Below are 732 nucleotides of genomic sequence, written 5' to 3' on the forward strand. Positions count from 1 at the left end.
TCTGTCTGCGTGGCAAAAGGATTATCTATAAATCGCTCATGGGTTAAATCCAAACGGTTCAAATACCCCCTGGCCAAACCCGAACCCCCTATATGAAGCTCACCGATAACACCTATCGGAACAGGAAAATTATTTCTATCTAGAATATACATCCGTTCATTTGACAATGCCTTACCAATATACACTTCTTTTGATTTTTTAACTTCATAAGAAGAGCTCCATATTACTGTTTCTGCAGGACCATAAACATTAATTACTCTTCCAAAAGTAGTAATCAATTTTTCCGCTACCGAAGGCGAAAGTGCTTCCCCTCCAACAAGACAAATAACCTCTTTTAATTTATTAAAATAATGATTTGTTAAATATAATAAACTACTTGGCGTTTGCTGTATTATGTTAACACTTAATAATTCTTCTTCTCTTATTTTGTATATAGATGATAAAGTAATCTTATTCCCTCCAATTAACGGAAGTGCATATTCTAATCCAAATATATCAAAAACATAATTTGTTAAACTTAAAACATTTTGTCTCTTTTGATTAAATTCATCAATCAAATAGTCTTTAAAATTAAAAATGAATTGTAAAAATGCTTTATGCTCTACCATCACCCCTTTAGGCCTGCCTGTCGTTCCGGAGGTATAAATAACATAAGCCAGATTCTTTGCTAAACTATGTTGTGGAAGATTAGAACTCGCTTCTACCTGATAAAAATCCGAAACAAGATCAATG

The 732-nt window shown here is 32.8% G+C and carries 1 protein-coding gene; it reads right to left on the reverse strand.

Features of this window, described 5'->3' with window-relative positions; all coding sequences use genetic code 11:
* The coding region (locus ACN1CN_RS22805; protein ID WP_419137994.1) for an AMP-binding protein at positions 1 to 732 on the reverse strand (732 nt) is incomplete at both ends.

Source organism: Flavobacterium sp. T12S277, from assembly GCF_048514875.1.
Taxonomy (GTDB): Bacteria; Bacteroidota; Bacteroidia; order Flavobacteriales; family Flavobacteriaceae; genus Flavobacterium.